Raw genomic sequence first — 26,614 nt, 5'->3', positions numbered from 1 at the left:
ACGCTCTGCCCCTTCTTCATGTCTGTTCTTGGTCATTCCGGGATGCGCCGTAAGGCGCAGGCCCGGAATCCATACTCCCGATCGTGGTTATGGATTCTCAGATGCGCAATTGCGCATCATAGCTCTCGCTGCGCGAGCCCCGGAATGACGATCAGGCCACCAGCTCCGCGAACAGATCCGCATCGACATTGCCGCCTGACAGCACGATGACGACGTTCTTGCCGGCGACATCGAGGCGGCCCGAGAGTAGCGCAGCAAGCCCCACCGCGCCGCCGGGCTCCACCACCAGCTTCAGCTCGCGATAGGCAAAGGCGACCGCCGCGCCGACTTCCTTGTCCGACGCCGTGACGCCGCGCGCCAAGAGCTTGCTGTTGATCGCAAACGTCATCTCGCCCGGCATCAGGGCCATCAGCGCATCGCAGATGGTGCGGCCGGCCGGCGGATGCGGCTCGCGATGGCCTGCGCTGAGTGAAATGCCGTGATCGTCGAAGGCCTCGGGCTCGGCGACCACGATCTCGGCTTGCGGATAGCGCGCCTTCACGGCGGTCGCGACACCCGCGATCAAGCCGCCGCCGGAGGCCGGCGCCACCACGATGTCGGGGCCGAGGCCGAGCGTTGCCATGTCCTCGGCGATCTCGCGGCCGGCGGTGCCCTGCCCTGCGATCACGAACGGATCGTCGTAGGGTTTGACCAGCGTCGCGCCGCGCTTCTCGGCAATGCCGCGCGAGATCGCCTCGCGGTCGTCCTTGTCGCGGTCGTACAGCACGACCTCGGCGCCGTAGGATTTGGTGCGCTCGCGCTTCGACAGCGGCGCATCCGCTGGCATCACGATGGTGGCCTGCATGTCGAGGATCTTTGCCGCCGCCGCCACGCCCTGGGCGTGGTTGCCGGAGGAGAACGCAACGACGCCGCCGGCGCGCTTGTCCTGCGGGATCGAGAACACCTTGTTGAAGGCGCCGCGGAACTTGAACGAGCCGGTGCGCTGAAGCATCTCCGGCTTCAGGAACACTTTCGCACCGACGCGCTCGTTGAGCACGGGGAAGGACAACAGCGGGGTGCGGATGGCGTAAGGCGCGATCACGCGCGCTGCGGCATCGATGTCGGCAGGGCCGACCGGAAGGGCCTGTTCGGTCATGGCGGAATGCTATCGCGGCCGATCAGGCCCGGGCAAGACACCTCCGCGAGAGGATTTCTTGCCTCAAGCCACGAAACGCGGCTGTTCCGCGGCGTTCCGACCGGGCAGCACCGCCCCGACCGCCAAAATGCTGTCGATAAAGACCGTTGCAGAGGCCTCCCAGGTGTAATTGGCGGCGAACGCGACGCAGTCCTGCCGGGAGATATCGAGCGCGGCGAAGCAGGCATTGCGCAGATCGTGATCGAGCGCGCCCACCGGCGCATCGCCAATCACGTCGCGGGGACCCTTCACGGGGAAGGCCGCGACCGGCAGGCCGCTCGCGAGCGCCTCCAGCAGGACCAGGCCGAAAGTGTCGGTCTTGCTCGGGAACACGAACACGTCGGCGGCCGCGTAGATATCCGCCAGTTCGTCGCCGTGCTTCTCGCCGAGGAAGATCGCATCGGGGTAGGCCTCTTCCAGCGAGGCGCGCGCCGGGCCGTCGCCGACGACCACCTTGGTGCCGGGTAGGTCGAGGTCGAGGAACGCCTCGAGATTCTTCTCGACTGCGACGCGGCCGACCGACAGGAACACGGGTGCCGGCAGGCAGAGATCGATGACGCGCGGGTGGAACAACGTGGTGTCCACGCCGCGCGGCCACAGCACGACATTGTCGAAGCCGCGCTCGGTCAGTTCGCGCGCGAGCGCCGGCGTCGCCGCCATCACGGCGCGGCTGGCGCTGTGGAAGCGCCGCAGCGCCCGCCAGATCAGCGAGCCCGGCACCGGCACGCGGGCGCGGACATATTCGGGAAAGCGGGTATGGAAGCTGGTCGTGAACGGCAGCTTGCGCTGGCGGCAATAGCGGCGGACCATCAGGCCGATCGGCCCTTCGGTCGCGATGTGGATGCTGTCGGGACGCGCCTCCTCGATCAGCCTTGCGATCCGGGCCGGGCGCGGCATGGCGAGGCGCACGTCGCGATAGCTCGGCATCGCGAAGGTGCGGAACGATTGCGGCGTCAGGAACGTGAACTCGACGCCGAGCGCTTTTGCAGCGTCAGCGAGCTTGGTCAGCGTCCGAACCACACCGTTGACTTGCGGGTGCCAGGCGTCGGTCGCGACCAGGATGCGCATCAAGAGGTCCTTGTTATGCAGCTCTGGCTGCGACCTGTGGCACCTGCTCCGGCTTCCGCAACTGATCCGCCCAGGTGATGATCTCGAAGTGACCGTCGTCATGCTCGACCAGGGCGGTGCAGCTCTCCACCCAGTCGCCGCAATTCATGTAGCGGATGCCGCCCTCGTCGCGGATCACGGCGTAGTGGATGTGGCCGCAGATCACGCCGTCGGCCTGGTGACGCCGCGCCTCGGCGGCGAGCGCCTGCTCGAAGGCGCCGATATAGTTGACGGCGTTCTTGACCTTCTGCTTGGCCCATTGCGACAGCGACCAATAGGGCACGCCGAACAGGCGGCGGAAGAAGTTGACCAGGCGGTTCATCTGGATCGCGAAGTCGTAGGCCTTGTCGCCGAGATGGGCGAGCCAGCGCGCGTTCTGCACCACGAGATCGAAGATGTCGCCGTGAATGACGAGATAGCGCTTGCCGTCGGCGCCGGTGTGAACCGTGTTCTCGACCACGTCGATGCCGCCGAAATGCGTACCGTAATAGTTGCGCAGGAACTCGTCGTGATTGCCGGGAATGTAGATGACCTTGGCGCCCTTGCGCGCCTTGCGCAAAAGCTTCTGGACGAGGTCGTTATGCGATTGCGGCCAGTGCCAGCTCGATTTCAGCGCCCAGCCGTCGACGATGTCGCCGACGAGATAGATCGTATCGGCATCGTGGTAGCGCAGGAAGTCGAGCAGAAGATCGGCTTGTGAACCGCGGGCCCCGAGATGGACGTCGGAGATGAACAACGTGCGAAAGCGCCGCTCCGGGCTCTCGTCACTCACATCGTAACTTCCCATGCGCCAGCCTGTAACAATGTCCCGTGACAGGGGGATGACCGATTGAACCCTTGAGGCACCTTCAAATACGAATCACGCCTTGCCTCGCCCTCCCCGCGAATATCAGTCGCATGCGACAATCAGGCGACATGGCGCCGCAGGGGCGCAAGCCCCCGCTCTTCTCTGAGGCAAACCTCCCCGCGGCACATCCTTCGAGACGCCCGCCCTTGGCGGGCCCTCAGGATGAGGACCGAGTGTGCGGCCCTAGCTTCAACGGGCACAGTGCTGCTTAGCCTCATCCTGAGGAGACCGCTGGAAGCGGTCGTCTCGAAGGATGGGGCGCGCGTTCAGGTGCCCGCCTCAGTAGAACTTGTGGAAATGATGGATCGGCCCGTGGCCGTGGCCGACGCTGAAGCGGTCGGCGGCGGCGATCGCGGCGCTGATCCAGGCCTTGGCGTTGCGCACGGCGGCCTCGAGGTCCTCGCCCCTGGCCAGCCCGGCCGCGATGGCGGAGGACAGCGAGCAGCCGGTGCCATGGGTGTTACGGGTGGCCACACGCGGCGCGGCGAGCGCGATCGCGGTCTCGGCAGTGACGAGATAGTCGGTGCTCTCGGCGCCCTCCCCGTGCCCGCCCTTGATCAGGACGGCGCGGCAGCCCAGCGCCAGCAGGCGGCGTCCCTGGCTTTCGATGTCGGCCTCGCTCGCCGCCACCGGCGCATCGAGCAGGGCCGCAGCCTCCGGCAGGTTCGGCGTGATCACGGCAGCCAGCGGCATCAGCCTGGTGCGCAGGGCGTCGACGGCTTCAGCGGCGAGCAGGCGGTCGCCGGAGGTCGCCACCATGACGGGATCGAGCACGACATGCCGCGGCGCCCAGCGCGACAGCGCGGCCGCGATGGCATCGATGCTGGCGGCCTGGGCCACCATGCCGATCTTCACCGCACCGATGTCGAGGTCGGAGAACACCGCGTCGATCTGCTCGGTGACGAACCCGGCCGGCACCGCGTGAATGCCGGTCACGCCGCGCGTGTTCTGCGCCGTCAGCGCCGTGATCACGGAGGCGCCATAGACGCCGAGCGCGGCAAAGGTCTTCAGGTCCGCCTGGATGCCGGCGCCGCCGCTCGAATCGGAACCGGCGATGGTGAGTGCGACCGGGGTCGTCATCGCGGGAGACATGTGCTTGAGGAGGCCGCCATGGCCTCTCGTAGCGCGACCGTGGAGCGTCAGCAAGCGCGCCGGCCGCCGCCAGGCGTGATTCGCGAATCAATTGCGTGCCTTGCGAATCAGTCGGACATAGCGCGGACCAAGGCCCGCAATGATGCGGGCTTGAAAATGCAACGGCGCCGGACCCTTGCTATAGTCGCGTACCTTAGCGTGCTTCGCCGGTTACGCGAGACGTCAGGTGGTGGAACCGTCCAGCGCCCCCATGTTGCGGGCCGCCGGCCCTGCAAGCCACCTGAACAAGACTCCTTGGGGTGGAACGATGTGGGCCTTCTTCGAACGTCTCCTCGACTCGTCCATGCTGTCGCCGCACGGCATCTGCCTGTTGTGGGAGCCTCAGCTGATCTGGCTTCACGTCGTTTCCGACGCCAGCATTGCCGCTGCCTATTTCTCGATCCCGTTCGCCCTCGCTATCCTCGTCACCAAGCGGCGCGACCTCAAGTTCGGCTGGGTCTATTGGGCGTTCGCGATCTTCATCATGGCGTGCGGCCTGACCCACGTGCTGTCGATCTATACGCTCTGGGTTCCGATCTACGGCATCGAGGGCATGCTCAAGGCCGCCACGGCGGTCGCGTCGGTCTTCACCGCCGCCGCGCTCTGGCCGCTGCTGCCGAAGATCCTCACGATCCCCTCGCCGTTCGAGCTGCGACAGGTCCAGGCCGCGCTCGAGGAGGAGGAAATCAAGAGCCGCGACGCCACGCTGCTGCTGCAGCAGGTCCGCGACGCCCAGCGCGCGATGCGCGAGAGCGTGGCGCGCCTCACCGCGATCGTCGAGACCGCGGTCGACGGCGTCATCCTGCTCGATGCGCAGGACCGCATCCTGCTGTTCAATCCGGCCTGCGAGCGCTTGTTCGGCTACCGTGCCGACGGGGTGATGAACCGCAACGTCGGCATGCTGGGCGGATGCGGCGCCCGACGGCCAGGCGCGGCATTTCGCGACCGGCGGCGAGGCCGTCGGCCTGCGCAAGGACGGCACGACGTTTCCGATGGAGCTGTCGGTCGGCCAGGCGCGGCAGGACGGCGAATTGATCTTCGTCGGCATCGTCCACGACCTCACCGCGCGCAAGCTGACCGAGCAGCAGCTTCAGCAGGCGCAGAAGATGGAGACGGTCGGTCAGCTCTCCGGCGGCATCGCGCACGACTTCAACAATCTGCTGACCGTCATCATCGGCAATGCCGAGCACCTGAGCGAGCAGCTAAAGGCGAGGCCCGACCTCGGGCGCTTTGCCGACGACATCTGCCAATCGGGCGAACGGGGTGCCGAGCTGACGCAGCGCCTGCTCGCCTTCAGCCGCCGCCAATTGCTGCGGCCTCAGACGATCGATTGCCGGAGCCTGCTCGATTCCATGTTCAAGCTGCTCAAGCGCACCTTGCGCGAAGACATCGAGATCAGGACGACCTCCGGGCCCGGCACGATCCTGGCCTTTGCCGACCGCGCGCAGCTCGAATCCGCCGTGCTCAATCTCGCGCTCAACGCGCAGGATGCCATGCCATCGGGAGGCCACCTCACGCTGGCCACGGAGCTGATCACGATCGAGGATGATGACGGTGCCGTTCACCGGGAGGTCGCACCCGGCAGCTACGTCCTGATCGCGGTTACCGATGACGGCGAAGGCATGACGCCGGAGGTCGCCGCACGCGCGTTCGAGCCGTTCTTCACCACCAAGGAGGTCGGCAAGGGCTCGGGCCTCGGCCTCAGCATGGTCTATGGCTTTGCCAAGCAATCAGGCGGCCATGTCTCGATCTACAGCGAGGCTGGCCTTGGGACCACGGCCAGGATCTACCTGCCGCGCGCGAGCACCGGTAGGTCGCAAGCCGATCTTCCCGACGGCGAGGACACGGCGCCGCGAGGCTACGAGACGGTCCTGATCGTCGAGGACGATCCGTTCGTCCGCTCCTCCGTCATTCGCAGGGTGGAAGCGCTCGGATATCGCGTCGTCGCCGCGGTCAACGGCAAGGATGCCTTGCAGCAGCTGCAGGGCGATCCCGGCATCGACTTGCTGTTCACCGATATCGTGATGCCGGGCGGCATGAGCGGCTGGGAGCTCGCCGATCAGGCGCGGCGGGTGCGTCCCGGCCTGCCGGTCCTGTTCACCTCGGGCTACGCGCTGGAGACCTTGGTCGAGCAGGGCCGCGCGCAGGCGCGAGCGGCCGTGCTGACCAAGCCCTACCGCAAGGTCGAGCTCGCCCAGCGCCTGAGGGATGCATTGGCCGCCGCAGTGGTCCCATCCTAGCATCGCGCCCGAATGCACCTCGGATGATCCAGCAAGTTCGCTTGCTAAATCCAGCCGGTTTTGGCCTATTAGCCGGAAGAATACGCTTTCGGAGTGCCCGCGATGGTTCCTTTTTTCGTTCAGATCAAGTGCAAGCTCGGCCAGTCCTATACGGTGGCCAATGCGCTTGCCGAAGCCGAGATCGCCTCCGAGATCTACTCCACGGCCGGCCAATACGACCTCCTGGTGAAGTTCTACGTCGACAAGGATACCGACATCGGCCACTTCGTGAATGAGAAGGTGCAGGTGCTGCCGGGCATCCAGGACACTCTCACCATCATCACCTTCAAGGCGTTCGGCACCGGCTAAAGCATGATCCGGAAAAGTGCGAAGCGGTTTTCCGGAAAGATCATGCGTAAACAACTACCTAAAGCGCGATGATGATTCATCCCAATCTCATCGCGCTTTAGATCACGCGCAAAACAACGGCCGAAGCGCCGGCAGCGCTAGCCGCCCTCCTTGCGCTTGGGCGGCGTCGGTCCCTGCACCGGCGGCAGCGACTTCAGATAGGCGGCCATCGCGGCGCGGTCTTCCGCGGTAAGTTGCGCCAGATTCTTGATCACCGCCCGCATCGCGCCCGAAGCGCTGTCGCCCTCGGGCAGGTCGCCGGTCTCGAGAAAATCCGCGATATCCTTCTCGCTCCAGTTGCCGATGCCCTGCTGCGTGATGTTGGGCACCCAGCCCTCCCCTTCGGGATTGGGCCCACCGGCAAAGCGCTGGCTGGCGATGATGCCGCCGAGCGCATTGCGCGGGCTGTGGCATTCGGCGCAATGGCCGAAAGCGTTCACGAGATAGGCTCCGCGATTCCATTGCGGCGAGCGCGCGGCGTCCGCGACGAACGGCGCGGTGTCCATGAACAGCAGCTTCCAGATGCCGACATTGCGGCGGATGTTGAACGGAAACGGCAGCGCGTGGTCGCCCACTGTGCCGGACACCGACGGAAGCGTCTTCAGATAGGCAAAGAGATCGCGGACGTCGTCGACACTGGCCAGATGATAGGACGTGTAGGGAAAGGCGGGGAAATAGTGCGTGCCCGAGGGCGAGATGCCGCGCATCACGGCGTTGACGAAATCGGCCTCGCTCCAGCGGCCGATCCCGTAGGCGGGATCGGGGGAAATATTGGGGACGTAGAACGTCCCGAACGGCGAGCCCAGCGCCAGCCCGCCGCCGAGCCGCAGGCGATCGGGCTGATTGGGGGTGGCATGACAGGACGAGCAGCCGCCGGCGTTGAACAGCTCCTGCCCGTTGGCGAGATCGGGGTTGCGTGTCGGCGCCGGCAAGGCCAGCACGGCCGGGGCGGTCAACCACCAATAGAGTGCGAACGCCGCGGCGGCGGCGATCAGGGCGGCAAGGAGCGTTCGTCGCAACATTCGATCATTCCATCGTGAACGCGCGAACTTAAGGGTCATGCCGCGCTCGATCCAACCACGAATATTTTAGACGGCCCGGATGTAATGCCGGAATAAACCGCATGACGCACTGTTTGAAAAGCAATCAGGCGTCAACAGGAGAAAGCCATGACCAAAGCCGTTTTTGCCACACTGGTACTCGGAGCCGCCGTTGCGTTCGCCGCCCCGGCCAGCGCGGAGAAACTGAAGGCGACGCTGGACGGCAAATCCGAAGTCCCCGCCAACACCAGCAGCGCGACCGGAACGGCCGATCTGGACTACGACGCTGCCAGCAAGAAGCTGTCCTGGACCGTCACCTATTCCGGCCTCTCGGGCCCCGCCACCGCCGCGCATTTCCACGGGCCTGCCGAAGCCGGCAAGAACGCCGGCGTCGCGGTCCCGATCCCGAATGCAGCCTCGAGCCCGGTCAAGGGCGAAGCCACGCTCACCGACGCGCAGGCCGCCGATCTGCTCGGCGGCAAGTACTACATCAACATCCATACCGCGGCGAACCCGGCCGGCGAGATCCGCGGTCAGGTGACGAAGTAAAGCGAAAACGCGGGCTTCGTCGCGGACAGGCCGGACGCAAGGAGGGAGCGACCGGCCTTTTCGATTCCAAGCAACTTCGTAGCCCGGATGGAGCCAACGGTCGGCGCGAAGCGCCGCCCGTTGGTGCAATCCGGGAGCCCTGCGCGTTGCGGACAGGTCCCCGGATTTCGCTGCGCCCCATCCGGGCTACGACGCTACGACTCTGACCGTGCTCAAGCCGCGTTCAGCGCCTGCGCGAGGTCGGCGATCAGGTCCGACGGGTTCTCGATGCCGATCGACAGCCGGATCGTGGAATCGAGCACGCCGATCTTTTGGCGGATGTCGGCGGGAACGCCGGAATGGGTCATCGTCGCCGGCAGGCTTGCGAGCGATTCCGTGCCGCCAAGGCTCACCGCCAGCTTGAGGATCTGCAGCGCGTTGAGGAATTTCACCGCCGCCTCCTTGCCGCCGACGATGTCGAACGAGAACGTCGAGCCCGCGCCCAGGCATTGCCGCGCGAACACACGGCCGGACAGCGAGCCCTGCTCGTGGTGACCGAGGTAGTGCACCCTGGCGACCTTCGGATGGTCGCGCAGGAAGTCTGCCACGAGCCGCGCATTCGCATCGGCCTTCTCCATCCGCAGGCTGAGCGTCTCGAGCGAGCGGTTGATCATCCAGCACGAATGCGGATCGAGCTGGGTGCCGATGGCGCCGCGCAGCGCCTTGATGCCTTTCATGATCGCCTTCGATCCGAGCGCGGCGCCCGCGATCAGGTCGGAATGACCGCCGACATACTTTGTCAGCGAATACAGCGACAGATCCGCGCCGTGCTCGATCGGCCGCTGAAACACCGGCCCGAGCAGCGTGTTGTCGCAGGCGATGACCGGCGTGTGTCCCTGGGCCCTGCCGATGGAATCGGCGATGCGGCGGATCATTGCGATGTCGACGAGGCCGTTGGTCGGATTGGCCGGCGTCTCGATCAGGATCATCGAAACCCGCCCCTTGCCCATGGCCTCCTCCGAGGCCTGCTTGACCGCCGTCTCGTCGATGCCGTCGGCAAAGCCGACGGCGCCGATCGACAGGCGCGCGAGCGTGTTCGTCAGCAGCGTCTCCGTCCCGCCATAGAGCGGCTGCGAGTGCAGGATGACATCGCCCGGGCGAACAAAGGCCAGAATCGTGGTTGCGATGGCCGCCATGCCGGACGAGAACAGCGCGCAACTCTCCGTGCGCTCGTAGATCGCGAGCCTGTCCTCGACGATCTCGCTATTGGGATGATTGAAGCGCGAATAGACCAGGCCGGCGCCCATGCCTTCCGGCGGCTCGCGCCGTCCGGCGACGTAGTCGAAGAAGTCCTGGCCATCCTCGGCGGTCTTGAACACGAAGGTGGAGGTCAGGAACACCGGCGGCTTGATGGCGCCCTCGGACAATTGCGGATCATAGCCATAGGTCAGCATCAGGGTTTCCGGATGCAGCATATGATTGCCGATATGGGTCTTGGAGGGGAACGGTTTTGCCATGGCCTGTCTCGCTGTTGATCGAGGTGCTCGCCGCGCGCTGGGATTCCCGACGTGAGGATGCCGGGAGGAGACTCGTGTGAGCGCACGGCCGTTGGCGCAAGGATAGCCGCTCTCGCGGCAATCCGTCAGGCCTTGCGGACGGAAGTTCCTGCGGGCCGCGGTCAAGAAAAAGGCGGTTGCTTTCGCAACCGCCCTTCTGAAGTCCTTGGTAGCCCGTTAACTGCGCCCGCTATTTCAATTTCACGCGATAGGTTTCGTGACAATCATTGCAGCGGTCGTTGATCGCCGTGTAGGCCGCCTTCAGGCCCGCGACATTGGTGATCTTGCCTTTGGCGTCGGCGATCGCCTTCTGCACCGGCGGGATCTTGGCATCGAAATCGGCCTTGTTCTGCCAGACCTTCGGCGACGAGCCGTAGGTCGCGTTGACGACATCCTGCTTGGGATTGATCTCGAAGGTCTTGGCGATCTTGGCAACATCGGCCTCGATGCTGGCGATGGCCTCATCGGCAGCCTTCTTGTCGAAGGGAATATCGCCCTTGCTCATCTTCTGAAGCACGCCATACTGATTCTTGGCGATCGCTCGCATCAGATTGTCCTGCTGGACGGCAATCTCCTGTTGCGCCATGACGGCGCCCGCGCCCAGCACGAGGGCGCCCGCGACAATCATCGTCCGTTTCATTGGTTCGTTTCTCCGGCTCTCGAGACGTTCGGGGAATGAGACTGTCACCGGCTTCTGGTGAAGCCGGGACCCATCATAGGTAGAACCCCGCGCGGCGCGTTTATTCCCGTGCGCGCGGGGGAGCGCGGCTTCACAAGCTGTGACGGCGGTGATGCTCGCTGATCGCAACCCACACCCGCTCGGGCGTTGCCGGCATGTCGATGTGGTCGATCTTGTACTCGCGCCAGAGCGCATCGACGATGGCGTTGACCACGGCCGGACAGGAGCCGATCGCGCCGGCCTCGCCGGCCCCCTTCACGCCCATCGGATTGGTCTTGCAGGGCACGTTGTGGGTCTCGAACACGAAGGCCGGCCCGTCCGCCGCGCGCGGCAGCGCATAGTCCATGAAGGTCGCGGTGATGAGCTGGCCGTCGGTCGGTCCATACACCACCTGCTCCATCAAGGCCTGGCCGATGCCCTGCATGGCGCCGCCATGCACCTGGCCGGCCAAGAGCAGCGGATTGAGCGTCTTGCCGAAATCGTCGACGATCACGTAGTTGACGATTTTGATGATGCCGGTCGCCGGATCGATCTCGACCTCCGCAACATGGGTGCCGTTGGGATAAGTGCCGTCGGCGCTGGCAAAGGTCGCGCTACCGTTCAGCTTCGATGGATCGACGCCGGGCCGCTTGGCCAGGTCGGCAAACGAGATCGAGCGGTCGGTGCCGGCGATCCGCACCACGCCTTCGGAGATTTCGAGGTCGCCCGCGCTGGCTTCCAGCGCCTGTGCCGCGATCTCCTTCAGCCTCGAACCGAGCTCGCGCGTGGCGCGCTCGACGCTGACGCCGCCGGAGGGGATCGAGGCCGAGCCGCCGGTGCCGAGGCCGGTCGCGATCTCGTCTGTGTCGCCCTGGCGAACATGCACGCGCTCGGGCGCCACGCCGAACTGTTCGGCGACGATCTGCGCATAGGCGGTCTGATGGCCCTGCCCGCTCGATTGCGTGCCGATCAGCACGGTGACGTCGCCATTGGCATCGAGGCGGACGTTGGCCGTCTCTTCACCCATCACGCCGCAAATCTCGACATAGCTCGCAAGCCCGATGCCGCGGATCAGGCCGCCCTTCTTGGCCGCCTTGGCGCGCTTGGGGAATTCCTTCCATTCCGCGATCTCCATCGCGCGCTTCAGGTGCGCGGCGAAGTCGCCGGAATCGTAGACCTTGCCGGTCGCGGTCTTGTAGGGCAGCGCCTTCGGAGGGATGAAATTCTTGCGGCGGATGGCATCCGGCGTCATGTCGAGCTTTCGCGCGCAGGCATCGACGAGGCGCTCGATGACATAGGCGGCTTCGGGCCGGCCCGCGCCGCGATAGGCGTCGACCGGCACGCTGTGGGTGAAGATCGTGCGCACCCGGCAATGGAAGGCCTGGATGTCGTAGAGGCCGGGCAGCATGCCGGCGCCGCCATGCGGGATGTAGGGCCCGAAGGTCGACAGATACGCGCCCATGTCGCCCATGAGGTCGCAATCCATCGCGAGGAACTTGCCGTCTTCAGCCAGCGCCATCTTGGCGGTGGTGACGTTGTCGCGGCCCTGCGCATCGCCCATGAAATGCTCGGAGCGGTCGGCCGCCCACTTCACCGCCTTCTTCAGTTTGCGCGCGGCGACGGCCATCAGGGCATATTCCCGATACGGAAACAGTTTTGTGCCGAACCCGCCTCCGACGTCGGGGCAGATCACCCGCATCTTGTCGGTGGGGATGTTGAGCACGTTCTGGCAGAGGATGTCGCGCAGACGGTGGCTGCCCTGGCTGCCGACCGTTAGCGTCAGATGGTCGCGCTTGGAATCGTATTCGCAGACGGCAGCGCGGGTCTCCAAGAAGCTTGCAACCACGCGCGGATTGACGATGGAGATCTCGGCGACCGCATGCGCTTTCGCGAAGGCAGCTTCCGTGGCCGCTTTGTCGCCGATCGAGACGTCGAACAGCACGTTGCCCGGCTTGTCCGGCCAGACCAAGGCTGCGCCTTTCTTCACGGCGTTGACGACGCCGGTCACCGCGGGCAGCGGCGACCATTTGACCTCGATCGCCTCGATCGCGTCGCGAGCCTGGTCGATGGTCTCGGCGACCACGAAGGCGATGGCGTCGCCGACATGGCGCACCTCGTCCTTGGCCAGGATCGGGTAAGGCGGGCCGGTGAACGGATCGGTCTCGAGGTTGAACAGGCAGGGCAGATTGCCGAGATCCCCGACGTCGTCGGCCGTCAGGATCAGCGCAACGCCCGGCAGGCCGCGGGCGCGGGTCGCATCGACGGTGTATTTGGCATGCGCATGCGGCGAGCGCAGCACCAGGCAGCGGAGCGCGGCCTGCGGCGCGTAATCGTCGGTATAGCGGCCCTTGCCGCGGATGAGCGCATCATCCTCCTTGCGCAGCACGCTTTGGCCAACGCCGAACTTGATGGGAGCCGCCATTTTATCTTCCCGTTCTCATGGTTGTTTTGTGGGCATATTGCCGTGGAAAAACTGGCAACGCAAACGGGTTTAGGCGGGCGCAGGGGTCGCAGGTTCAATCGCGCCGCGCGTGCCTCACTGGAATGCTCGGCAAGGTCCCAGCGTGATCGTGTGACGTTGACGGCGAGAGCCGAGCGCTCCCACTTAGCTGTTCTCGTGCTCACCCCGAGCTTCAAATAGCTGATGAGCATCGGAGGCCGTGAGCGTCAGCCCGTACAAATCTTTCAGCGTCGAAATGCGTTGCAGCGTCGCAGGCTCGAACGGAGTCTTGCCTTCGAACGAATGCAGGAGAACGCCCTCCAGCAAATCACCGAGGCTCATATCCAGGTATTCGGCGAGGCCCTTCGCGACCTTGAGAATGCGCTTCTCGATCCGAACTCCCGTCTGTACGCGTTGGACTGAATGTTTGTGAGCTTCTGAGTTCATAATGTGTGACCTCGATCGGAAGGCGGGGGTTTAGTCGCATCATGCCATTGCCGGACTTGCTCGGGCATCGGTCTCCAGCCCTGCAACTCACGTCCTCAGAGACCAGGTGAATCTTGGATTCGTTCGGACGCCTGCGGGGTCGACGCTCTGATCGCGGAACGATTGTTGTCACACAGGCAGAGCCTGGGCGGCCGAGTTGACCGATCCCAATTTGCCTTTTCCGTTCTAGAATGTTACCTTGGTACCAAGGTAACATAGGCGCCGCCATGAGCAACAGAATTTGCTGCACGGATGCTGCAGAGGTCGCCGAACTGAGCGAGGGCTTCCTCGCGCGTACACTTCCGGGGGCACGTTTCAGCCATCGTGAACATCTGATCGTGACGAGCTACTTGCTCGCCACTGATCCGGCTCGGGACTGGCGGGTCGAACTCCCCGAGATGATCCGCGCCTACAATGTTGCCGCTGGCGGCGTGAACGACGATGTGCGCACCACACGATGACGATGGCCTTCTTGATGATCATCGAAGGAATTCTCGCGGAGGTCGGCCGACACGATATTGTCGCCGCCTGCAACGCGGTGCTGGCGTCCCCGGCAACCGAAAAGGACGTACTCTTACGTTTCTGGAGCCGCGAAGCGCTGTTCTCGAGAGAGGCGCGGCACGGCTGGATGGAGCCAGACCTTGCCGAGTTCAAGCCGCGCGCGTCAGGTCATATGCCAGCGTGAGGATCGTCGATTACTCACATCCCGCGGCTCAACAGATACCTCGTACTATCTCTGAGCGCATCGATCGCCCGCCCACGTGCGAGATAGTTGATCTCGGCGCGCGTCAGGCCGATGTCCATCAGCTCCCTGTCGCTCAGATCCAGCAAACTGACCCGCGGGTGTAGACGCCACTTCGCAAAAGCAAACCAATATCGCTTGAGCAGGCCCGGGAGGCTTTGCGCCGGCGCGGCTGCGGCAGCTTCTCTCCCCGACAAGGCATGGCCCGGCGTTGCAACGGACACATTGAGGCGAGCCGCTGCCGCCAAGACCTCGTCCATGGCGTCCTTCGCCAGCGCAATGGATCGGTCGAGGCGAAGCACCGCGGCGTCGTGCTCGGCCTCGGATGAGATCTTCGTCAGTTGTGGTGGCATCGGACGCTCCTCCTGTTGAGCCGGCAGGGAGCGTGGCCAATGAAAAGGCCCCGTCCGATGCCGGCGGGGCCTGGTGGAAAAAATGTCGTCGAAATCCTAGCGCACGACTCCTCCCACCGCCCAGCCGAAGCGGGTGATGTGGTTGCGGGAGACTTTGCGCGAGCATTTGATCATGAGCGACTCCTACCACCGCAATCGCGCAAAATCAAGAGATGTGCCGATGTTGGCTGCAGCCTGGAGGCGAATGCCGTGCTCTCTAGCCACGCAGCAGCGAGACCAGCCACTTGCGGCCGAACAGCACGAGGATCGCGAGCGCGTAGACGATCGTGCCGCCGACGGCGAGCAGGATCAGCATCAATTCATCCCGGAAGTGCATCGCGCCCAGCCAAGGGCCGCTGAAGTGCGCAATCAGCCAGAACGCGGCGGCGAGGATGAGGCCGGTCAGCAAGAACTTGGCGAGCGACAGCAGCCAGGCGCGGTCGAGCACGAGAAAGCCGCGCCGCACGGCGAAGTACAGCACCAGCAAGAGATTGGTCCAGACGCCGATGGCGGTGGCCAGCGCGAGGCCGATCTGGGCCAGCGATCCCATCAAGGCGACCTTCAGCGCGACATTGACCGCGATACCGGTCAGCGACGCCCGCACTGGCGTTGCGGTGTCCTTGCGGGCATAGAAGGTCGCGACCGCGCTGCGGATCAGCACGAACGGGATCAAGCCGATGGCATAGGCCGCGAGCGTCGCACCGGCGGCGGCGGCATCGGCCTTGGAGAACGCACCGCGCGCGAACAGCGCGCGCATGATCGCATCGGGCACGGTGATGAAGGCGGCCACGAACGGGATCGAGAACAGCAGCGTGAAATCGAAGGCGCGGCGCTGCGCCCTCAGCGCGCCATCGTGGTCGTTTGCGGTGATCCGCCGCGACATCTCCGGCAGCAGCACCGTGCCGATGGCGATGCCGATGACGCCGATCGGCAGCTGGTTGAGCCGGTCGGCATAATAGAGCGCGGACAGCGCGCCCGCGGGCAGGAAGGTCGCGATGATGGTATCGGCGAACAGCGCGACCTGCGTGCCCATCGAGCCCAATGTCGCCGGCCCCAGCGCCTTGAAGAAGCCGCGGACGTCTTCGTCGAGCTTGAGCGGGGCAAAGCGCGGCAGGCCGCCATGGCGGGCGAGATCGCCCGCGAGCAGGAAATATTGCAGGAAGCCGGAGATCAGCACGCCCCAGGCCGCGGCATGGCCTGCGGTCGGAAACCAGACGGCAACCGCCAGCGTCATCATCATCGCGACGTTGAGGAAGATCGAAGCGGCCGCGGCGCTGGCAAAGCGCTGCATCACGTTGAGCATGCCGCCATAGAGCGTCACCAGCGTGATCAAGAGCAGATAGGGAAAGGTGATGCGGGTCAACTCGATCGCGAGCTTGCGCTGCTCGGCATCCTCACCGAAGCCTGGCGCCAGGATGCTCATGGCCTGCGGCATGAACAGCCAGGCGGCGATCAGCAGCACCACCTGCGAGGCCAGGAGCAGCGTGAAGATGCGGTCGGCGAACAAATGTGCGGCCGCCTCCCCCTTCTCGCCATGGACATGGGCATAGGCCGGCACCCAGGCGGCGTTGAAGGCGCCCTCGGCGAAGATCGCGCGGAAATGGTTGGGAAGCCGCAGCGCCACGAAAAAGGCGTCGGCCACCGGCCCGGCACCGAGGATCGCCGCGAGCATGATGTCGCGGGCAAACCCCGTCAGCCGCGACAGCAGCGTGTAACCACCGACCGTGAAGATGCGTCCGAGCATGCGGATTGTTGTAGAGACTTATCGGACGGAGGTCGATGCATCTTGCGATGCGCATTACTGCGCCCTCTCCCCTTGCGGGAGAGGGCAGCACCGCAGGCAGATACAGACTCAATCGGGTGAGGGGTATCTCTCAGTGCATGCCGTACGGAGAGAGACCCCTCACCCGGCTTCGCTTCGCGAAGCCAACCTCTCCCGCAAGGGGAGAGGGAAGAACTCAGCCCGCCAGCGCGCCGCGGACGGCGGCGATGATTCGCTCCTGATCGGCCTCGGTCAGGTAGGCATGCATCGGCAGGCTGATGACGTCCTGCGACAGGCTCTCGCAACCGGGCAATCCGCCCTCGGCGACCGGGTACTGTTTGTAGGCGGTCTGCTGGTGCATCGACTTGCCGTAATAGATCGCGGTCGGCACTCCCTGGGCTTTTAGCGCGGCAGCGAAGCCGTCGCGGTCGATACCCTTGGGAAGACGAATGGTGTACTGCGCCCAGACTGAGGTATTGCCCGGCGCGATGCGCGGCACGGTGACCACGTTGGACAGGCCGCGCGCATAGCGCTCCGCGACCTTGTTGCGGGCGGCGATCTCGTCGTCAAAGATCTTCAGCTTCTCGATCAGAACCGCGGCCTGCATCGTGTCGAGCCGGCCGGTGAGACCGAGGCGGACGTTGTCGTACTTGTCGACGCCCTGCCCGTGCACGCGGATGCTGCGCAAGGTGGCGGCGAGCTCGTCGTCATCGGTGAAGATCGCGCCGCCGTCGCCGAAGCAGCCGAGCGGCTTTGCCGGGAAGAAGCTGGTCGCAGTGGCGTGGCCGAGGGTGCCGAGCTTGCGCCCCTTGTAGCTCGCGCCAAAGCCTTGCGCGGCGTCGTCGAGCACGAACAGGCCTTCGGCCCTGGCGATCTCGGCGATGGCGTCGTGATCGGCGGGCTGGCCGAACAAATCGACCGGAATCACCGCGACGGGCTTGAGACCGGCCTTGCGGGCGGTGGCGATGCCGCGCTTGAGCGATTCCGGGCTCATGTTGAAGGTGGTCTCGTCGACGTCGACATAGACCGGCGTCGCGCCGGTCCGCGCCACCGGCGAAGCGGTCGCGATGAAGGTGAAGGACGGACACAGCACGGCATCGCCGGGCCCGACATTCCTGGCCATCATCACCATCAGGATGGCGTCGGTGCCGCTGGCGCAGCCGATCACGTGCTTGGCGCCTGAGTAGGCCGCAAGCTGCTTCTCGAGCTCGAAGACCTCCGGCCCGTTGACGAACTGGCAATGGTCCATCACGCGCTTCACGGCCGCATCGAGCGAGGCGCCGAGCCGGCGGCGCTGCGAGGCGACGTCGATGAAGGGAATGGGTTCGGAACGTAAGTGCTGGTTCATGACGCCTTGTGACGTTTGAGCGGTCGACATGGAAGGGATCAGCCGGCGACGCGGCGCGGCCCCTTGCGCGCGGGTGACGTCGCCGCAGGACGCGAGGGCCTCTCCAGGCATTGCGTGGCGATCTCGAGGCTGGCGACGCCCTCGTCGCCCGTCACTGCCGGCGTCTCGCCGTTGCGCACCGCCTTGAGGAACGCGATCAGCTCGGCGCGAAGCGGCTCGTCATGGCCGACCGGCAGATGCCGCATCGAGTAGCTGCCGTCCGGCTTGAAGCCGAAGCATTCGGTGACCTGGCGCGTCAAGAGATCGCCCATCACGTATTTGCCGCGCGTTGCGACCGTGACGCTGCGCGCCTTGAACGGCGTCAGCCAGTTGGTGTTGATGTGGGCGAGCACGCCGCTCTCGGTGCGGAACTGCAAGAGCGCGATGTCCTCGCGCTCGGCGACCGCGCTCGACAATTGCGGCTGCACCTCGACGATGTCGGATTCGGTGAACCAGCGGATCAAATCGATATCGTGCACGGCAAGGTCGATGACGACGCCGACATTGGACATGCGCGGCGGGAACGGGCCGACGCGGGTGATCGCGATGGAGAGAATGTCCTCGCCCGCGATCGCCTGCTTAACCGCGGCGACCGCCGGATTGAAGCGCTCGACATGGCCGATCATCAGCGTGACGCCCGCCTTGTGCGCGGCGGCGACGATCTCGCGGCCCTCTTCCACCGTGGATGCGATCGGCTTTTCGACCAGCACATGGATGTTCTTGGCGATGCATGCGAGCGCGACCTCGTGATGCAGATGGGTCGGTGCCGCGATGGTGACGGCATCGACGCCTTCGGCGAACAGCTGGTCGAGCGTCTCGAAGCTTTCGCAATTGGCGAGCTCCGTGGCCCGCGCACGATGCGCCGGCGAGGGATCGACGACGCCGACGAGGCTGACGCCGGGCAGGCCGCTGAGCACGCGCGCATGGTTGCTGCCCATCACGCCGGCGCCAATGACACCGACGCGCAAGCCGGCCTTTGCCGGTGCAGATCCCCTGGAAGTCATCTGAGCAAACCCCGATTCAACGCAAATCCCCGGGCCGCTTCTAGCACGGACGCCACATTTGTGGCGAATGCCGCCCTGGCGGGGCGGACACGATTTGATTCAAAAAGTTACACGTTCCCCGGGCCTTAGGCCGAAAAAGATACCGCTTCTCGGCCCGGGTCGCGTGATTCGGAGTTTGCTGGTTACGACCTTTGATAGTCGTCTTCAATCCGGATGATGTCGTCTTCCCCCAGATAGCTTCCAGTCTGGACCTCGATCAGCTCCAGCTGGATCTTGCCGGGATTCTCCATCCGGTGGACGGCGCCCATCGGGATGTAGATCGACTCGTTCTCGTGCACCGTCTTCACCGTCTCGTTGACGGTCACCTGCGCCGTGCCGCGGACCACGATCCAGTGCTCGGCACGATGATGGTGCTTCTGCAGCGACAGCCGCCCGCCCGGCTTCACCACGATGCGCTTGACCTGGTGGCGCTCGCCATTGTCGACGGATTGATAGCTGCCCCAGGGCCGGTGCACCTTGAGATGCTCCTCGGTGACTTTCGGCGCGACCGACTTCAATTTCGTCACGAGGCGCTTCAGCCCGTTGGCATCCTTCTGCCGCGAGACCAGCACCGCGTCCGCGGTCGCGACCACGACGAGATCGTCGACGCCTTCGAGCGCGACCAGCGCGGAATCCGTGGTGACGTTGCAATTGCGGGAATCCTCGAACACGGCGGTGCCATGCGCGGCATTGCCTTGCGCGTCCTTCTCCGACAGCTCCCACACCGCATGCCAGGAGCCGACGTCGGACCAGCCGCACGACACCGGCACGACGGCGGCGCGCGAGGTCTTCTCCATCACCGCATAGTCGATCGAGATCGCCTTGGCCGCGCCGAACGCCTCGGGCTCCAGCGTGACGAAGCCGAGATCGCGGCCGGCATTGTTGACGGCATTGGTGACGGCCTCGACGCTTGCCGCATCGACCCTGCGATATTCGTCGAGCAGCACGCTCGCCGGGAACATGAAGTTGCCGCTGTTCCAGAGGTAGCCCGAATTGACGTAGTCGGAGGCCTTCACCGCATCCGGCTTCTCGACGAAGCGCGCAACCGCCTGCACCTCGCCCGCGATCACGTCGCCCGGATTGATGTAGCCATATTCCGTTGCCGGCCGTTCCGGCTTGACGCCGAAGGTGACGATGCGCCCGGCATTCGCGGCGGTGAGGCCCTCGCGACAGGCGGCGACGAAGGCAGCATTATTCTGCACGACGTGATCGGCGGCGAGCGCGAGCACGATCGCCTCGCTGGCGCGGTTCTGCGCGAACACCGCGCCGGCCGCGATGGCAGGGCCGGAATCGCGCCGCATCGGCTCGAGGATCACGTCGGCCTCGATGCCGATCTCGGCGAGCTGCTCCAGCACCATGAAGCGGTAGGAGGCGTTGGTGATGACGATCGGCCGGTCGAACAAAGAGGGATCGGACACGCGCAGCAGCGTGTCCTGGAACGTCGAGCGCGTGCCGAACAGCGGCAGGAACTGCTTGGGCCGAACCTCGCGCGAAGCGGGCCACAGCCGCGTGCCGGCACCGCCGCACATGATCAGGGGGATTATGCGTTTGTCCATCGTGATCTCAAACCTTGAAATGGTCCCGATACCAGGTGACGAAGTTATGAACCCCATGCTCGATCGGCGTTGACGGTGCAAAGCCGGTGTCGCGCGAGAGATCCTCGACATCCGCGAACGTTTCCAGCACATCTCCCGGCTGCATCGGCAGCAATTCTTTGATCGCCGTCCGGCCCAGCTCCCGCTCCAGAAGACCGACGACGTGCATCAGTTCCTCCGGATGATGATTGCCGACATTGTAGAGCTTTGACGGCGCATTTGCGGCAGCCGGATCGTCCGCAGGCACAAGATCGATCAGCTTGGACACGACGCGCGTCACATCGTCGATATAGGTGAAATCGCGGCGCATTTTGCCATGGTTGAAGAGCCGGATCGGCTTGCCGGCCATGATGGCGCTCGCGAACAGAAACATGGCCATGTCGGGGCGGCCCCATGGCCCGTAGATGGTGAAGAACCGCAGCCCCGTGACCGGCAGGCGATAAAGATGGCTGTAGGACTGCGCCATCACCTCGTTCGCCTTTTTGGTCGCGGCGTAGAAGCTGACCGGATGGTCGGTGCGGTCCGCAACCGCAAATGGCAGTTTTGTGTTGGCGCCGTAAACGGAGGATGACGAGGCGTAGACCAGATGACCGCAGCCATTGTTGCGGCAGCCCTCCAGCACGTTGAGAAAGCCGACGAGATTGGAATCGGCGTAGGTCTGCGGCTGCTCGATCGAGTAGCGCACGCCGGCCTGCGCGGCCAGATGCACGACTTTGGCAAAACGATGTTGCGCGAACAGCGCCGCCATGGTCTCGCGGTCGGCGAGATCGGCCTCGATGAACGAGAAGCGCGGCTGGTCCCGGAGCAGAGCAAGGCGCGCTTTCTTCAGCGCCGGATCGTAATAGCTGTTGAGATTGTCGAGCCCGACGACGGCGCGACCTTCGCCCAGGAGCTGCCGGGCGACGTGGAAGCCGATGAAGCCGGCCGCACCCGTGACCAAAATCGCCTGATCCGTCATCCTGTTCCCTGGGTGATCCCTCGCCCGATCCTGTCTAGCCGCCACCTCGACGGGGTCGCAATAGGCTCCCCGCTCCTTCACGCGATCTCCTCATGGCGTCCTTAACGACGGCTCCTCAACGACGCCTCCTTAACGACGGCTATTGCAAGATCGGCGCCAAAACCATACCAAAGCGGCCGAATTCGGCGCCTCGCGTCGGGTTGCCTCAATCTTAGCAAACCCTGTTCATGCGGACGAGATGCGCCGAATCCTGTTGTCGACGGCCAAGATCCTGATTTCCGCGGCGCTGCTCTATCTGGCGCTGCGCAAGGTCGACCTATCCGAGCTGTTTTCCCGATTCACCCTGACCAGCCTGTTCTGGCTCGGTGTCGCGATCGCGGTCACGTTCCTGCAGATCTTCGTCGGCGTGCTGCGCTGGCGCGAGATCAGCGCCGCCTGCGGCGCGCCGCTCGAGCTCGGCCGCGCCATGCGATACAACGTGATCGGCTCGTTCTTCAACCAGACGCTGCCGTCGGCGATCGGCGGCGATGCGGTGCGCCTGTGGCTCGTCGCCCGCGCCGGCGCCGGCTGGCGCACGGCGACCTACTCGATCTTTGTCGACCGCGCCATTGGCCTGGTCGCGCTCGCGATCTTGATCGTCGCCAGCCTGCCCTGGAGCTACACCCTCATCACCGATCCGCACGGTCGCTCGGCGCTGCTGCTCATCGACCTCCTGGCGCTCGCCGGCGGCCTCGGCTTCCTGATCTTCGGCGCGCTGAAATGGCGCTGGCTGAAGACCTGGTGGGCAACGCATCACATCCACGCCTGCGCCGTCATCGCCAATCGCGTGATCTTCAGCGGCACAAGCGGCCCCGTCGTCGCGATCCTGTCGGTCCTCGTTCACGTGCTCGCCGTCGTCATCGCCTGGTGCGTCGTGCAGTCGATTGGGGCCCCGGTTCGCTTCAGCGACGTCTTTCTGCTCGTGCCGCCGGTGATGCTGATCACGATGATGCCGATCTCGATCGCCGGCTGGGGCGTGCGTGAGGCCACGATGAGCCTTGCGTTCGGCTTCGCGGGACTTTCCGCCAACGAGGGCGTCAACGTCTCGCTGCTGTTCGGCGCCGTGTTCTTCCTGGTCGGGGCAGTCGGCGGCCTGGTCTGGATCCTCAGCGCCGAGAAAGCCGCGCAAGGGTCGGCCCCGATCGGAGTGCCGGAGTGAATTCGGCTGCCGATGCGCTCGCCGGCGCGGCCCTGCTGCTTGCCGTTGCGGCGGCCGCGCTGATCTCGGCGCTGGTGACCTGGACCAGCCGCCCCCTGCTGCAGCGCTACGCGCTGGCGCGGCCGAATGCGCGGTCCTCCCATCGCGTCCCGACCCCGCAGGGCGCCGGCATCGCGGTGATCGCCGCGACGCTGATCGTTGCCTCGCTGTGGGGGGTCTCCGCCAATGTCGCGATCCCGCCGGCGCTGGTCGCTGCGACAATCGTGATCGCGCTGGTCGGCTTCGTCGACGACATCGTATCGCTGCCCGTGCTGGTGCGCCTGGTGCTGCAGGCCGCCTGCGTCGGCGCCGTGGTGTTCACCGCCCCGGACACCGCGCGCATCGTGCCGGCGCTGCCGCTCGCGCTGGAGCGCGGCCTCATCGTCCTTGCCGGCGTCTGGTTCGTGAACCTCGTCAACTTCATGGACGGGCTCGACCTGATGACGGTGGCGGAAGTCGTTCCGGTCACCGCTGCGCTGCTGCTGCTGGGAATGCTCGGGGATCTCCCATGGCCGGCCGTGCTGATCGCCACCGCGCTGTGCGGCGCCATGCTCGGCTTTGCGCCGTTCAACCGTCCTGTCGCAAAAGTCTTCCTGGGCGATGTCGGCAGCCTGCCGATCGGCCTCCTGCTCGGCTGGTGCCTGCTCGAGCTCGCCTGGCACGGACAAGCGGCTGCGGCGCTGCTGCTGCCGGCCTACTACCTCGCCGATGCCACCATCACGCTGTTTCGGCGCATCGCGCGCCGCGAGCCGTTCTGGTCGGCGCACCGTTCGCATTTCTATCAGCGCGCGACCGACAACGGTTTCTCGGTGTCCCGGGTGAGCGGCGAAGTCTTCCTGCTTAACCTCGTGCTCGCAGGGCTGGCGATCCTCGCCGTTCGCGCCGCGACGGTGGTCGTCACGCTGCCCGCGCTGATTGCCGGCGCGATCGCGGTCGCCCTCCTGCTGCGCCGCTTCTCCCGCCCTCAGGCGTCCTGAGCCGACACGGCGAGCCGCAGCCCCTCATCGAGCGAAACCTCCGGCCGCCAGCCGGTCGCGAGCGCCTTCGAGACGTCGAGCTCGAGCGAGCCGATCAGGCTGTCATGCATGTCCTGCCGGCCGATCATTCGGAAAAGCGCGCTGAGCAGGCCCGGCGGCACGCCGAACAGTCGCGGGCGCTTGCCGGAGGCCTTAGCCAGACGCGCGATGAATTCGGGCGTCGAGAACTGCTCGCTGTCGGCGAGCAGGAATATCTCGAAATGGCCGGCCGCATCTGGATGAGCGAGCCGGTGCAGGATGAAGGACGACAGGTTCTGCACGGCAAGGAAGGCGCGGCGATTGCGGATCGCGGCGAACGGCAACGGCACCCCAAGGTTCATCGCGCGCGTCAACAGAGCGAAACTTCCCTTGGCGCTCGCGCCATAGACCATGGGCGGCCTGATCACAGAGATCTTCATGTCGCTCTCGCCCGCGAGCGTCCTCAGGCCTGCCTCGGCCGCCGCCTTGGACGTCCCGTAGAGGCCGCGCGGCGTCGGGACGTCGTTCTCGCTGAACGGGGCCCTGCCCTCGTTGCTGCGGCCATGCACCAGCACGGTGCTGATGAAGATGAAATGGCGCACGCCCGCCCTCGCCGCGCAGCGCGCCAGGTGCACCGTGCCGGCGGTGTTGACGTCCTGGTAGAGCTGGGCTGCATGCTCCTCGCGCCTGTGATGCACGCGCGCGGCAAGGTGAACGACCGCCTCCACCCCCTCGAGCGCGGCCCGCCAATCGGTGTCGGCGCCGATCGATTCGATCACGACCTCGCCGTCGATGCCCTGACGCTTGCGGACCACGGGGCGGACCGACCAGCCCTCGCACGCCAGCGCCTGCCCGAGGTGACGGCCGATGAAGCCGCTCGCTCCCGTCACCAGTACGACCGGTTTGCGTTCGCTCATCGTCGCTCCCCGAGCGCTGGATTGCGCAACAATGGTCAGGCCGCCGTGGATCCAAATTCCGGCACGGCATCCTTCAGGATGGTCCTGATGGTGGCGCGATCGTCGCGCGCGATCGCCTGCTCAAGCGCCGCATTCCATTTGCGCAGCGTCTGCATCGGCGGCTCGTTCGGCTGCGCGGCCATGATGCCGGGCACGCCGATCTCGCGGGTCGGCTCCTCCGAGGCAAACAGGATCTCGTGCAGGCGCTCGCCCGGCCGCATGCCGGTGAACACGATCTCGATGTCGTAGCCCGGCTGCAGCCCGGACAGGCGGATCATGCGCTCGGCGAGATCGACGATCTTCACCGGCTGGCCCATGTTGAGCACGTAGACCGAGACGTCGGGACGCTGCGTCCCAAGCGCATGCGTCGCCGCGGTGATGACGAGATCGCAGGCCTCGCGGATGGTCATGAAGTAACGGACCATGTCGGGATGAGTTACCGTCACCGGCCCGCCGGCCTCGATCTGGGCCTTGAACTTCGGCACCACCGACCCGTTCGAGGCCAGCACGTTGCCAAACCGGACCGAGATCAGCCGCATCGGCGGCTTGCTGCCGTTCGCTCCGGCTGCGAGGTCGCGATCGAGCGCCTGGCAGTACATTTCGGCAAAGCGCTTGGTGAGGCCGAGCATCGACACCGGCTCGATTGCCTTGTCGGTAGAGATCATCACCATCGCCTCGGCGCCGGCGGCAACGGCGGCGTCCGCGACGTTGATGGAACCGAAGATGTTGGTTTTGACGCCCTCACTCCAATCGCGCTCGAGGATCGGCACGTGTTTGAGCGCCGCGGCATGGAAGACGATGTCGGGCTTGAACTCGGCCATCAGGCGCATGACGCGCTCGCGGTCGCGAATGTCGGCAATCCGGCCTTCGATCTGTGCGGTGGCACCACGCGCGGCCAGCGCCTCGGTGACCGCGTAGAGAGCCGGCTCGGAATTTTCCACGATCAAGAGACGTGCCGCGCCGAAGGCGACCACACGCTCGCAGATCTCGGATCCGATCGAGCCGCCGCCGCCGGTGACGATCACGGCCTTGCTCCTGATCAAGGCCTCCAGGCGCGCATAGTCGATCTTCTCGCTCGGACGCAGCAGGAGGTCCTCGACCGCAACCGCCGTGAGCCTTGGCGTATCGCCGCTCTCCAGCGAGGGCATCCGGCTCACGATCACACCCAGTTTGCGCGCCCGCATCAGGATCGATTCCGGATGCGACTCCGGCTCGAAAGCCGATGGTGTCATGATGAGGCGCGCGATGGGCTTGTCGCGCTTGGCGAAATCCGAGATCACATCCTCGACGTCGTCGATGCCGCCCAGCACCGGCACGTTGCGAATGAGCTGGCCCCGATCGGCAGGCGATGGTGACAAGACGCCGATCGGCCAGATGCGCTTGATCGCTCCGCTCTCGATGCCGCGCAGCAGCACTTCGGCATCCGCGGCGCGGCCGATCAGCAGCGTCGGCGCGGCCTCCCCGCCCCTCGCGTGACGCCGCACCCGCGTATAGCGGAAGTAGCGGTACGCCATGCGCAGCGCGCTGAGGAAGAAGATCTCGAGAAACCAGTAGAGGACGATCGTCACCTTGCCGAGAAAGAAGGCGCCGCGAACGTTGGGGGCAACGAGGATGTAGTCGAGCACGAGCAGCGCAACCGTGAGCACGGTCGCCGCGCGAATGATGTTCAGCGCATCAGGCAGCGAGATGAAACGCCATTTCGTCGTGGTCAGATTGCAGAAGAAGAACACGACCACGCTGAAGGCGAGGAAGTAGGGCAGGATCTGGAACAGCAGCGGCAATCGAGCGTAGAAATCGTCGCCACCCTCGAATCGCAGATAGAAGGCGGCAAAAAGCGCCGCCGTGGTCGCCAGCAGGTCGTGGAGCGCGATCAGGAAATTGCGCGAGGTGAGATGCGTAAGTCGCGTCATCCGCCGACCGATGAAAACCCAGTTAGATGCAACCTGACCGCGC

Annotated in this window: 24 protein-coding genes and 1 pseudogene; 8 read left to right on the top strand and 17 right to left on the bottom strand. The window is 65.3% G+C overall.

Annotated features, from left to right (window positions below; translation table 11 throughout):
- Positions 1-151: 151 nt before the first annotated feature.
- The 4 genes from I6F09_RS26175 to thiD form a co-directional block, all read right to left on the bottom strand.
- On the bottom strand, positions 152-1,135 hold the full coding sequence (locus I6F09_RS26175) for a threonine/serine dehydratase (RefSeq protein ID WP_225189403.1): 984 nt from the start codon (positions 1,133-1,135) through the stop codon (positions 152-154).
- 63 nt (positions 1,136-1,198) lie between these two features.
- Complete coding sequence (locus I6F09_RS26170; protein WP_225189402.1) at positions 1,199-2,242, bottom strand: glycosyltransferase family 1 protein; 1,044 nt, start codon at positions 2,240-2,242, stop codon at positions 1,199-1,201.
- Positions 2,243-2,255: 13 nt separating this feature from the next.
- Complete coding sequence (locus I6F09_RS26165) at positions 2,256-3,068, bottom strand: UDP-2,3-diacylglucosamine diphosphatase (RefSeq protein WP_128264429.1); 813 nt, start codon at positions 3,066-3,068, stop codon at positions 2,256-2,258.
- Positions 3,069-3,407: 339 nt separating this feature from the next.
- Positions 3,408-4,208, bottom strand: a complete 801-nt coding sequence (thiD, locus tag I6F09_RS26160) for a bifunctional hydroxymethylpyrimidine kinase/phosphomethylpyrimidine kinase (RefSeq protein WP_036015562.1) — start codon at positions 4,206-4,208, stop codon at positions 3,408-3,410.
- 262 nt (positions 4,209-4,470) lie between these two features.
- Here thiD and I6F09_RS37760 point away from each other — a divergent pair.
- The 3 genes and pseudogenes from I6F09_RS37760 to I6F09_RS26150 form a co-directional block, all read left to right on the top strand.
- A pseudogene (locus I6F09_RS37760) lies at positions 4,471-5,097 on the top strand (hybrid sensor histidine kinase/response regulator); the annotation flags it as partial.
- A gap of 154 nt (positions 5,098-5,251) precedes the next feature.
- Positions 5,252-6,499, top strand: coding sequence for an ATP-binding protein (locus I6F09_RS37440; RefSeq protein ID WP_276573873.1), 1,248 nt, complete (start codon positions 5,252-5,254; stop codon positions 6,497-6,499).
- A 102-nt stretch (positions 6,500-6,601) separates the two neighbouring features.
- On the top strand, positions 6,602-6,847 hold the full coding sequence (locus I6F09_RS26150; protein WP_018642903.1) for an Lrp/AsnC family transcriptional regulator: 246 nt from the start codon (positions 6,602-6,604) through the stop codon (positions 6,845-6,847).
- A 137-nt stretch (positions 6,848-6,984) separates the two neighbouring features.
- Here I6F09_RS26150 and I6F09_RS26145 read toward each other — a convergent pair whose 3' ends face one another.
- On the bottom strand, positions 6,985-7,908 hold the full coding sequence (locus I6F09_RS26145; protein WP_225189401.1) for a cytochrome c: 924 nt from the start codon (positions 7,906-7,908) through the stop codon (positions 6,985-6,987).
- Positions 7,909-8,055: 147 nt separating this feature from the next.
- Here I6F09_RS26145 and I6F09_RS26140 point away from each other — a divergent pair, with 147 nt between their 5' ends.
- Positions 8,056-8,475 (top strand): CHRD domain-containing protein, encoded by a 420-nt coding sequence (locus I6F09_RS26140; protein ID WP_036015536.1) that lies wholly within the window; start codon positions 8,056-8,058, stop codon positions 8,473-8,475.
- A 212-nt stretch (positions 8,476-8,687) separates the two neighbouring features.
- On the opposite strand, the gene I6F09_RS26135 is transcribed toward I6F09_RS26140, so the two are convergent.
- From I6F09_RS26135 to I6F09_RS26120, 4 genes are all read right to left on the bottom strand, one after another.
- Positions 8,688-9,971, bottom strand: coding sequence for a cystathionine gamma-synthase family protein (locus I6F09_RS26135; RefSeq protein ID WP_225144359.1), 1,284 nt, complete (start codon positions 9,969-9,971; stop codon positions 8,688-8,690).
- 229 nt (positions 9,972-10,200) lie between these two features.
- Positions 10,201-10,650, bottom strand: coding sequence for a cytochrome c (locus I6F09_RS26130; RefSeq protein WP_057028751.1), 450 nt, complete (start codon positions 10,648-10,650; stop codon positions 10,201-10,203).
- A 130-nt stretch (positions 10,651-10,780) separates the two neighbouring features.
- On the bottom strand, positions 10,781-13,090 hold the full coding sequence (locus I6F09_RS26125; RefSeq protein WP_225114174.1) for a xanthine dehydrogenase family protein molybdopterin-binding subunit: 2,310 nt from the start codon (positions 13,088-13,090) through the stop codon (positions 10,781-10,783).
- A gap of 183 nt (positions 13,091-13,273) precedes the next feature.
- Positions 13,274-13,555 (bottom strand): hypothetical protein, encoded by a 282-nt coding sequence (locus I6F09_RS26120; RefSeq protein ID WP_036015526.1) that lies wholly within the window; start codon positions 13,553-13,555, stop codon positions 13,274-13,276.
- Positions 13,556-13,821: 266 nt separating this feature from the next.
- Between I6F09_RS26120 and I6F09_RS26115 the strand changes: the two genes are divergently transcribed.
- Positions 13,822-14,055, top strand: coding sequence for a hypothetical protein (locus I6F09_RS26115; RefSeq protein WP_225189400.1), 234 nt, complete (start codon positions 13,822-13,824; stop codon positions 14,053-14,055).
- An 11-nt stretch (positions 14,056-14,066) separates the two neighbouring features.
- A complete protein-coding gene (locus I6F09_RS26110) occupies positions 14,067-14,279 on the top strand; it encodes a hypothetical protein (RefSeq protein ID WP_225189399.1) in 213 nt (70 codons plus the stop codon).
- Positions 14,280-14,293: 14 nt separating this feature from the next.
- Here the strand turns inward: I6F09_RS26110 and I6F09_RS26105 are convergent, their stop codons facing one another.
- From I6F09_RS26105 to I6F09_RS26080, 6 genes are all read right to left on the bottom strand, one after another.
- Positions 14,294-14,689, bottom strand: coding sequence for a DUF1127 domain-containing protein (locus I6F09_RS26105; protein WP_225189398.1), 396 nt, complete (start codon positions 14,687-14,689; stop codon positions 14,294-14,296).
- Between the two features lie 256 nt (positions 14,690-14,945).
- Positions 14,946-16,472: a murein biosynthesis integral membrane protein MurJ gene (murJ, locus tag I6F09_RS26100; protein ID WP_225189397.1), complete on the bottom strand. Its 1,527-nt coding sequence runs from the start codon at positions 16,470-16,472 to the stop codon at positions 14,946-14,948.
- A gap of 214 nt (positions 16,473-16,686) precedes the next feature.
- Positions 16,687-17,838 carry a DegT/DnrJ/EryC1/StrS family aminotransferase gene (locus I6F09_RS26095; RefSeq protein ID WP_225189429.1) on the bottom strand — a complete coding sequence of 384 codons (1,152 nt, stop codon included), beginning with the start codon at positions 17,836-17,838 and terminating at the stop codon, positions 16,687-16,689.
- Between the two features lie 38 nt (positions 17,839-17,876).
- A complete protein-coding gene (locus I6F09_RS26090; protein WP_036032059.1) occupies positions 17,877-18,881 on the bottom strand; it encodes a Gfo/Idh/MocA family oxidoreductase in 1,005 nt (334 codons plus the stop codon).
- A gap of 182 nt (positions 18,882-19,063) precedes the next feature.
- Complete coding sequence (locus I6F09_RS26085) at positions 19,064-20,476, bottom strand: mannose-1-phosphate guanylyltransferase/mannose-6-phosphate isomerase (RefSeq protein ID WP_057028743.1); 1,413 nt, start codon at positions 20,474-20,476, stop codon at positions 19,064-19,066.
- 7 nt (positions 20,477-20,483) lie between these two features.
- Entirely contained in the window at positions 20,484-21,473 is a 990-nt protein-coding gene (locus I6F09_RS26080) for an SDR family NAD(P)-dependent oxidoreductase (protein ID WP_225189396.1), read from the bottom strand.
- Between the two features lie 238 nt (positions 21,474-21,711).
- Here I6F09_RS26080 and I6F09_RS26075 point away from each other — a divergent pair, with 238 nt between their 5' ends.
- Both I6F09_RS26075 and I6F09_RS26070 read left to right on the top strand, forming a co-directional pair.
- Complete coding sequence (locus I6F09_RS26075; protein ID WP_225114168.1) at positions 21,712-22,671, top strand: lysylphosphatidylglycerol synthase transmembrane domain-containing protein; 960 nt, start codon at positions 21,712-21,714, stop codon at positions 22,669-22,671.
- Positions 22,668-23,687 (top strand): glycosyltransferase family 4 protein, encoded by a 1,020-nt coding sequence (locus I6F09_RS26070; protein ID WP_225114167.1) that lies wholly within the window; start codon positions 22,668-22,670, stop codon positions 23,685-23,687. Before I6F09_RS26075 ends, I6F09_RS26070 begins: the two co-directional genes overlap by 4 nt.
- On the opposite strand, the gene I6F09_RS26065 is transcribed toward I6F09_RS26070, so the two are convergent.
- Entirely contained in the window at positions 23,675-24,622 is a 948-nt protein-coding gene (locus I6F09_RS26065; protein WP_225189395.1) for an NAD-dependent epimerase/dehydratase family protein, read from the bottom strand. The genes I6F09_RS26070 and I6F09_RS26065 overlap by 13 nt on opposite strands.
- 35 nt (positions 24,623-24,657) lie before the next feature.
- Positions 24,658-26,571: an SDR family NAD(P)-dependent oxidoreductase gene (locus I6F09_RS26060; protein WP_225148280.1), complete on the bottom strand. Its 1,914-nt coding sequence runs from the start codon at positions 26,569-26,571 to the stop codon at positions 24,658-24,660.
- Between the last annotated feature and the right edge of the window lie 43 nt (positions 26,572-26,614).

The organism is Bradyrhizobium sp. IC3195, from assembly GCF_020193585.1.
In the GTDB taxonomy this organism is placed as follows: Bacteria; Pseudomonadota; Alphaproteobacteria; order Rhizobiales; family Xanthobacteraceae; genus Bradyrhizobium; species Bradyrhizobium yuanmingense.
Note: the sequence above shows the minus strand (reverse complement) of the source record. Positions and strands in the feature narration are given on the sequence as shown.